Raw genomic sequence first — 8,137 nt, 5'->3', positions numbered from 1 at the left:
CGCGAGCGCGGCGTCGATCTTGCCGGGCTGCACGAACAGGGTCGCGCCGTTGGCGTCGAGCAGCGCGTGCGCCAGGAACACCGGGTTGTAGCTGACGTCCGAGCCGCGCAGGTTGAACAGCCAGGCGACGTCGTCGACGCTGGAGATCAGGTGGTGGCTGACGCCGTGCCGCGTCATCGCCTCGCGCACCTGCCGCAGCTTGTCGGCGCGGCCGATGGTGGCCTGCGGCGCGGCGTGCTCGTAGATCGGGGCGTCGGGCAGGCCGGGGCGCTCGTCCCAGGCGTGGTCGATCAGGTCGCGCGTGGTGTCGATGCGCACGCCCTTGGCGCCCATCGCCGAGCGCAGCTGCTGCGCGAGCGCCAGTCCCAGCACCTGGCCGTCGACGACCAGCGTCTGGCCCGGCTGCAGGCGTTCCGCCAGCCAACTGATGTGCTGCACCGACGCGCCGGAGGGAATCTTGAAGAGCGCGATGCCGCTGCCGGCGAGTTCGCGCTCGGCCTGCGTCCAGTAGCGGCTATCGGCGAAGAGCTGCGCGTCGTCGAGCGTGACGACCAGCGTGCCCATCGAGCCGGTGAAGCCGGAGAGCACCTCGCGCGCCTGCCAGCGGCGCGGCAGGTATTCGGAGAGATGGGGATCGGCCGAGGGGACCAGGATGGCGTGGGCGCCGGCGTTGCGCAGCGCGTCGCGCAGCCTGGCGATGCGCAGCTTGATCTCGGAAAGGCGGGTGTCCATGGCGGGCCTCGACGGGTTGACGGGCATGAAGCGCGGCGGCCGGGTGAGCCGCGCGCCGAAGCCGCCGATTGTAGAAGCGGGGCCCCCATGACTTCCTTCCGCCGGCGTGGCGGCGGTGCGCTCAGAGTTCCGTGCGCAGCGCCCAGAGCTCGGGGAACAACACCACGTCCAGCATCTTGCGCAGGTAGCTGACGCCGCCGGTGCCGCCGGTGCCGCGCTTGAAGCCGATGACGCGCTCCACCGTCGTGACGTGGCGGAAGCGCCAGAGCCGGAAGGCGTCCTCGAGGTCGACCAGTTCCTCGCCCATCTGGTACAGGTCCCAGTGCGCCTTGGGGTCGCGGTAGACCTCCAGCCAGGCGGCCTTCACGCCGTCGTCGGCGGCATAGGGCTGGGTCCAATCGCGGTCCAGGCGCGCGGCCGGCACCGCGATGCCGCGGCGCTGCATCAGGCGCAGCACCTCGTCGTACAGCGACGGCGCCTCATAGGCGGCCTGCACCTGGGCCAGCAGGTCGGCGCGATGCGCATGTGGCTTGAGCATCGCAGCGTTCTTGTTGCCGAGCATGAACTCGATGCGCCGGTACTGCGCGCTCTGGAAGCCGCTGCTGTTGGAGAGGTAGGGCCGGATGGCCGAATACTCCGGCGGCGTCATCGTGCCGAGCACGTCCCACGCGTGCACCAGCTGCTCCATGATGCGCGACACCCGCGCGAGCATCTTGAAGGCCTCGGGCAGCTGGTCGGCCGCGACGTGGGCGACGGCGCCCTGCAGCTCGTGCAGCATCAGCTTCATCCACAGCTCCGAGGTCTGGTGCTGGACGATGAAGAGCATCTCGTTGTGGTCGGGCGAGAGCGGATGCTGCGCGCTCAGCACCTTGTCCAGGTGCAGGTAGTCGCCGTAGCTCATGTCCTTGGAGAAGTCGAGCTGCGCGCCTTCCTCGCGCACGATCGCCTCGCCGCCCGGCGCCGGGGTGTCGCCCGCGCCGGTTCCCGTGACGGCGCCGGTGCCGTGTCCCATCGGGCAGCTCATGTCACCGCCGCCTTGGTGTTGAAGCGGGCCTCGCGCCATTCGCCACTGGCCAGCACCTGATGCAGATGCTCGACCGCGTCCCACACGTCGGCGAAGCCGATGTACAGCGGCGTGAAGCCGAAGCGCAGGATGTGCGGCACCTGGTCCAGCCGCGCGGGATCGCCGGCGCGGAAGTCGCCGATCACGCCGCGCTCGATCAGTGCCTGCACGACGGCGTAGCCCGCCTCATGCAGTGGCGCCTTCAGCGCCAGGCAGACCTGGCTGCCGCGTAGCGCGGCCTCGCGCGGCGAGACGACGTGGACGCCCTGCGCGCCGCAGCGTTCCTCGGCCAGGCGGGCGAAGAGCTCGGTCAGCGCGATCGACTTCTCGCGCAGCGCGCCCATGCCGCCGAAGGGCTCGGCCGCCAGCAGCGTGTCGACGCCGCACTCGAGCGCCGCCGTCGACAGGATCGCCGGCGTGCCGCAGATGTAGCGCTTGATGCCGGCGGCGGGCGCGTAGTTCGACGTGAACTGGAATGGCGCCGCATGGCCCAGCCAGCCCGACAGCGGTTGCCAGAAGCGGTCCGCATGGCGCGGATGCGCCCAGACGAAGGCCGGCGCGCCGGGGCCGCCGTTGAGGTACTTGTAGCCGCAGCCGATGGCGAAGTCCGCATCGGCGCCATTCAGGTCGACCGGGATCGCGCCGGCGGAGTGCGCCAGGTCCCAGACGGTCAGCGCGCCGGCGGCGTGCGCCGCGGCGGTGACGGCCTTCATGTCGTGCTTGCGGCCGGTGCGGTAGTTGACCTCGGTCAGCATCAGCACCGCGAGCCGGTCGTTCAGCAGACCGGGGATCTCATCGACGTGATCGACCAGATGCAGCGTCATGCCGTGCTGCTGCGCGAGGCTCTCGGCGATGTAGAGGTCGGTCGGGAAGTTGCTGCGCTCCGACACGATCATCGTGCGGCGACCCGCGGCGTCATCGGCCTGGACGATGCGCAGCGCCGCGCTCAGCACCTTGTAGAGGTTGAGCGAGGTCGAGTCCGCGACGATGGTCTCGCCCGGCGCGGCGCCGATCAGCCGGCCGATCTTGTCGCCGATGCGGCCGGGCAGGTCCATCCAGCCGGCGGTGTTCCAGCTCTTGATCAGGTCGCGGCCCCATTCGTCCGCGATGACCTGCTGCACGCGAGCGGCGGTGGCCTTGGGCATCGCGCCGAGCGAATTGCCGTCGAGGTAGAGCGTGCCCGCGGGCAGCGAGAACTGGTCCTTCAGCGTCGCCAGCGGATCGGCGGCGTCCAGGGCCAGGCAGTCTTGTCTTGTCGTCATGGGCGTTCCAGACCAATGCAAGGGGGAGGTGGAAGGAAGGGGGAAAGCGGCGGCGCGAGGATCGGCGGCCCGGCTCACAGCGAGCGCAGCACCGCGCGCACCGGCGAGGCGCAGGCGCCGGCCAGCTTCAGCGGCAGCGCGATCAGTTCGTAGTCGCCCTCGGGCACGTCGTCGAGCACCAGGTTCTCGAGCACGCGCAGGTCCAGGCGCAGCAGGCGCTGGTGGCTGTCCAGCGTCTTGCTGGTGGCGGGATCGACCGAGGGCGTGTCCAGGCCGATCAGCTTCACGCCGCGCGCCGCGAGCCACTCGACGGTCTCCGGCGCGTAGGCGCTGAACCCGGGATTCCAGACCGTGTCGGCGCGCTCGTTGCAGCGCACCAGCACGCGCGGCGGCAGCTCGTGCGCGGCGTGCTCGAGGTGCTCGACGCGGATCAGCGGGCCGCAGCCGATCGCATGGATCACACGGCAAGGGCCGAGGTAGGGATCGAGCGCCACCTCGGCCGCGCTCGCGACGCCGTCGGCGTAATGCAGCGGGGCGTCGGCATGCGCGCCGACATGCGGGGACATCGTGATCGCGCTCAGGTTCACCGGGCATTCCGGCGACAGCCGGGCGGTCCACTTCAGCGCGTAGGGCTCGTCGCCGGGAAAGATCGGCGCGTCGGGCGCCACCACCGGCGAGATGTCCCACAGGGACGGGCGTGTTGACTTCATCTGTTGCTCCTGCCGGCCTTGGGCACGACGGCGCGCACCTTAGCGCCGGGTCGGAGGCCGTGGTGTCGGTTAATTCCAACAAGGCGGCATCGTTTCCGCAAGCCGCCCGGCCTCACGACGCCGATGGGCTCAGGGTTATCCAGATCGTTGACACCTCAACTATCAATGCCTAAAGTGCTCCCGTCAAGCAGTCATCGGCCGGCGCGAGCAGGCCTCGGAAACATGCGCATCACCTGCATCGGCGGCGGCCCCGCCGGCTTGTACTTCGCCTTGCTGATGAAGCGGCAGAACCCCGCCCATGAGGTCACGGTGCTGGAGCGCAACCGCGCCGGCGACACCTTCGGCTGGGGCGTGGTGTTCTCCGACCAGACGCTGGCCGCGCTGCGCGAGGCCGATCCCCAGACCGCCGAGCAGATCCTGCAGTCCTTCAACCATTGGGACGACATTGCCGTCCACATCGACGGCCGCACCATGGTCTCGGGCGGGCATGGCTTCTGCGGCATCGGCCGCCGCAAGCTGCTGGACATCCTGCGCGCGCGCTGCGAGCAACTGGGCGTCGCGATCCGCTACGAGACCGAGGTCGTCGACGACGCGGACATCGATGCCGACCTGATCATCGCGGCCGATGGCCTCAACAGCCGCCTGCGCCAGAAGTACGCCGTGACCTACCAGCCCGACATCGACCTGCGGCAGTGCCGCTTCGTCTGGCTCGGCACCACCAAGCTCTTCGACGCCTTCACCTTCGACTTCCAGAAGACCGAATGGGGATGGTTCCAGGCGCATGCCTACCGTTTCGACGAGACGCACTCGACCTTCATCGTCGAGACGCCCGAGCCGGTGTGGAAGGCCGCCGGCCTGGAGGACATGAGCAAGGAGGACGGCATCGTCTTCTGCGAGCGGCTCTTCGCCAAGGTGCTGGAGGGCCATCCGCTGATCTCCAACGCGGCGCACCTGCGCGGATCCGCGCAGTGGATCCGTTTCCCGCGCGTGGTCTGCAAGCGCTGGGTGCATCACAACGGCCGCGCGCCGGTGGTGCTGATGGGCGACGCGGCGCACACGGCGCATTTCTCGATCGGCTCGGGCACCAAGCTCGCGCTGGAGGATGCGATCGCGCTGGCCCGCGACATCGAACGCCACGGTGGTGGCGTGGAGAGCCTGTCCTCGGCGCTCGACGAATACGAAGCCACGCGCTCGATCGAGGTGCTGCGCATCCAGAACGCGGCGCGCAATTCGACCGAGTGGTTCGAGAACGTCGACCGCCACGCGCGCCTGGCGCCGGAGCAGTTCGCGTACTCGCTGCTGACGCGCTCGCAGCGGATCTCGCACGAGAACCTGCGGCTGCGCGACGCGCGTTATGTCGGCGAATACGAGGCCTGGCTGGCGCGCCGTTCGGGCCTGGACCGCGCCGCGCCGCCGATGTTCACGCCGTTCACGCTGCGCGGCACGACGCTGAAGAACCGGGTCGTCGTCTCGCCGATGGCGCAGTACTCGTGCGTCGACGGCCAGCCGGCGGACTACCACCTCGCGCACCTGGGCGCCCGCGCCATGGGCGGTGCGGGCCTGGTCTTCGCGGAGATGACCTGCGTCTCGCCCGACGCCCGCATCACGCCCGGATGCCCCGGCCTGTGGAACGACGCGCAGCGCGATGGCTGGCGGCGCATCGTCGACCATGTGCATGCGAGCTCCACCGCCAAGATCGCGATGCAGCTCGGCCATGCCGGCGCGAAGGGCTCGACCCGCGTGGCCTGGGACGGCATCGACCAGCCGCTGGACGAGGGCAACTGGCCGCTGATCTCGGCCTCGCCGCAGCAGTACCTGGAGGGCGTGAGCCAGTGGTCGCGCGCGATGACGCGGGACGACATGGACCGCGTCAAGGCCGACTTCGTCGCCGCTACCCGGCGTGCCGCCGAGGCCGGCTTCGACTGGCTGGAGCTGCACTGCGCGCACGGCTACCTGCTGTCCAGCTTCCTGTCGCCGCTGACCAATCAACGGACCGACGACTACGGCGGCACGCTGGAGCACCGGCTGCGTTATCCGCTCGAGGTCTTCACCGCGATGCGCGCGGTCTGGCCGGCGGATCGGCCGATGTCGGTGCGCATCTCCGCGCACGACTGGGTGCCCGGCGGCACCACGCCCGAGGACGCGGTCGCGATCGCCGAGGCCTTCAAGGCCGCGGGCGCCGACCTGATCGATGTCTCGTCCGGCCAGGTCAGCAAGCGCGAGAAGCCGGTCTACGGCCGCATGTGGCAGACGCCCTTCAGCGAGAGCGTGCGCAACCGCGCCGGCATCGCCACGATCGCGGTGGGCGCGATCTCCGAGGCGGACCATGTCAACAGCATCATCGCGGCCGGGCGCGCCGACCTGTGCGCCGTCGCGCGGCCGCACCTGGCCAATCCGGCCTGGACGCTGACCGAGGCGGCGCGCATCGGCTACCTGTCCGGCCCGGGCCTGGACTGGCCGGTGCAGTACCTGTCCGGCAAGAGCCAGATGGAACGCGACTTCGAACGCCAGCGCGCGATGGGCGGCGGCGCCGCGGCGCAGGAGCAGGCCAACCGGGCGCTCGGCGTCTGAGCGGCGGGAAGCGGCGCACGCGCGGCGATGGGCATTCGAGCAACGATGGACAGGCAGGCGGCATGAGCAACCCGTATCCCCTCGAAGGACTGCATGCGGTCGTCACCGGCGGCGGCTCCGGCATCGGCGCCGCCATCGCGCGGGCGCTGATCGCCGAGCTCTGCGCCTGGGCCCGCGCGCTGATGGCGGACGGGGCGCCGCTGGTCCACCGGATCCCGGGCCGGGCCGGCTGGGAGCTGCGCTTGGTGGTACAAGGCGGCCTTCGCATTCTCGACAGGCTGCAGGCGATGCGCTTCGCCGCCCTGCTGCGGCGCCCCACCGTCAGCGCCGCCGACGCGCCCCTGTTGCTGTGGCGCGCGCTGACGATGAATGCGACCCCCAGCAACACCCGCCGCGAAGGGACGGCGCGATGAGCACCAAGACCGACAAGACCCCCGATGCGACGGCCAGCGCCGGCGCCGCCTCCACGCCGGAGCAGTACGTCCAGCAGAAGGCCGCCGCCAGCGGCTCGAGCTTCTATTACGCCTTCCTCTTCCTGCCGCCGCCGCGGCGCGCGGCGATCACCGCGTTCTACGCGTTCTGCCGCGAGGTCGACGATGTCGTCGACGAGGTGTCGGATCCCGGCGTGGCCGCGACCAAGCTGGCCTGGTGGCGCAAGGAAGTCATGAGCGCCTTCAACGGCCAGCCCTCGCACCCGGCGATGAAGGCGCTGCTGCCGCACGTGAAGGACTACGACATCCGCGTCGAGCACCTGCTGGCCGTCATCGACGGCTGCCAGATGGACCTGGAGCAGACGCGCTACCTGGACTTCGCCGGCCTGCAGCGCTATTGCCACCTGGTGGCGGGCGTGGTGGGCGAGGTGGCGTCGGGCATCTTCGGCCGCACCGACGCCCAGACCATCGCCTACGCCCACAAGCTGGGCCTGGCGATGCAGCTGACCAACATCATCCGCGACGTCGGCGACGACGCGCGCCGCGGTCGCATCTACCTGCCGGTGAGCGAGCTGCAGCAGTTTGACGTCAAGGCCCACGAGATCCTCAAGCGCGACGCGCCCTGGGGCTACAGCGACCGTTTCCTGGCGCTGATGAAGTTCCAGGCCGAACGCGCGCACCGCCTCTACGACGAGGCCATGGCGCTGCTGCCCGAGGCCGACCGCAAGGCGCAGAAGCCCGGCGTCATGATGGCCAACATCTACCGCACGCTGCTGCGCGAGATCGAGGCCGAGCAGTTCCAGGTCCTGCAGCAACGCATCGCGCTGACGCCGCTGCGCAAGCTGTGGATCGCGATGAAGACCAACTGGCGCGGGCGCTGAGGTGACCCGCATCGCCGTCATCGGCGGCGGCTGGGCCGGCCTGGCCGCAGCGGTGGAGGCGGTCTCGCTGGGCGCCGCCGTCACGCTGTTCGAGATGGCGCCGACGCTCGGCGGCCGGGCGCGCAGCCTCGAAGGCAGCGAGCCGGCGCTGGACAACGGCCAGCACATCCTGATCGGCGCCTACACGGCATCGCTGGCGCTGATGCGCCGCGTCGGCGCCGACCCCGAGGCGGACCTGCTGCGCATGCCGCTGCGGCTGCGCTATCCCGACCGCGAAACCCTCACCCTGCCCGCCGGCCTGCCCACGCTCGCCTTCCTGCGCGGGGTGCTGGGCTGTGCGGCCTGGTCCTGGCCCGACCGGATGCGGTTCCTGATGGCGAGCAGCGGCTGGACGATGCGCGGCTTCCGATGCGACCCGGCGCTCACGGTGGCCGAGCTCTGCGCCCGCCTGCCGCGCGCGGTCCGCGACGACCTGATCGATCCGCTG

General features: G+C 70.6%; 7 protein-coding genes and 1 pseudogene. 4 read left to right on the top strand and 4 right to left on the bottom strand.

What is annotated here, in order from left to right:
* From FUT87_RS10420 to kynB, 4 genes are all read right to left on the bottom strand, one after another.
* Positions 1 to 732: aminopeptidase P family N-terminal domain-containing protein (locus FUT87_RS10420; protein WP_186830466.1), on the bottom strand; the 732-nt coding region annotated here is incomplete at its 3' end.
* Between the two features lie 121 nt (positions 733 to 853).
* Positions 854 to 1,756, bottom strand: coding sequence for a tryptophan 2,3-dioxygenase (kynA, locus tag FUT87_RS10415; RefSeq protein WP_175538457.1), 903 nt, complete (start codon positions 1,754 to 1,756; stop codon positions 854 to 856).
* A complete protein-coding gene (gene kynU, locus FUT87_RS10410) occupies positions 1,753 to 3,057 on the bottom strand; it encodes a kynureninase (RefSeq protein ID WP_147240962.1) in 1,305 nt (434 codons plus the stop codon). Before kynU ends, kynA begins: the two co-directional genes overlap by 4 nt.
* A gap of 74 nt (positions 3,058 to 3,131) precedes the next feature.
* Positions 3,132 to 3,767, bottom strand: coding sequence for an arylformamidase (gene kynB / locus FUT87_RS10405; protein ID WP_147240961.1), 636 nt, complete (start codon positions 3,765 to 3,767; stop codon positions 3,132 to 3,134).
* 222 nt (positions 3,768 to 3,989) lie between these two features.
* On the opposite strand from kynB, the gene FUT87_RS10400 reads away from it, so the two are divergent.
* The 4 genes and pseudogenes from FUT87_RS10400 to FUT87_RS10385 form a co-directional block, all read left to right on the top strand.
* On the top strand, positions 3,990 to 6,338 hold the full coding sequence (locus tag FUT87_RS10400; protein ID WP_147240960.1) for a bifunctional salicylyl-CoA 5-hydroxylase/oxidoreductase: 2,349 nt from the start codon (positions 3,990 to 3,992) through the stop codon (positions 6,336 to 6,338).
* A 140-nt stretch (positions 6,339 to 6,478) separates the two neighbouring features.
* Positions 6,479 to 6,751, top strand: a pseudogene (locus FUT87_RS10395) (squalene/phytoene synthase family protein); the annotation flags it as partial.
* Positions 6,748 to 7,650 carry a presqualene diphosphate synthase HpnD gene (gene hpnD / locus FUT87_RS10390; protein WP_091722780.1) on the top strand — a complete coding sequence of 301 codons (903 nt, stop codon included), beginning with the start codon at positions 6,748 to 6,750 and terminating at the stop codon, positions 7,648 to 7,650. The pseudogene FUT87_RS10395 and the gene hpnD, both read left to right, overlap by 4 nt.
* 1 nt (position 7,651) lies before the next feature.
* Positions 7,652 to 8,137, top strand: a 486-nt coding sequence (locus FUT87_RS10385) for an NAD(P)-binding protein (RefSeq protein ID WP_147240959.1), incomplete at its 3' end; no start/stop codon positions are given.

The organism is Mitsuaria sp. TWR114 (assembly GCF_007997345.1).
This window is presented reverse-complemented; position numbering and strand designations above follow the sequence as displayed.

What these genes read in the sequence shown, in the direction of transcription:
- kynU (WP_147240962.1), bottom strand. Translation starts at nt 3,057, where the DNA reads ATGACGACAAGACAAGACTGCCTGGCCCTGGACGCCGCCGATCCGCTG.
- FUT87_RS10400 (WP_147240960.1), top strand. Translation starts at nt 3,990, where the DNA reads ATGCGCATCACCTGCATCGGCGGCGGCCCCGCCGGCTTGTACTTCGCC.
- kynA (WP_175538457.1), bottom strand. Translation starts at nt 1,756, where the DNA reads ATGAGCTGCCCGATGGGACACGGCACCGGCGCCGTCACGGGAACCGGC.
- kynB (WP_147240961.1), bottom strand. Translation starts at nt 3,767, where the DNA reads ATGAAGTCAACACGCCCGTCCCTGTGGGACATCTCGCCGGTGGTGGCG.
- hpnD (WP_091722780.1), top strand. Translation starts at nt 6,748, where the DNA reads ATGAGCACCAAGACCGACAAGACCCCCGATGCGACGGCCAGCGCCGGC.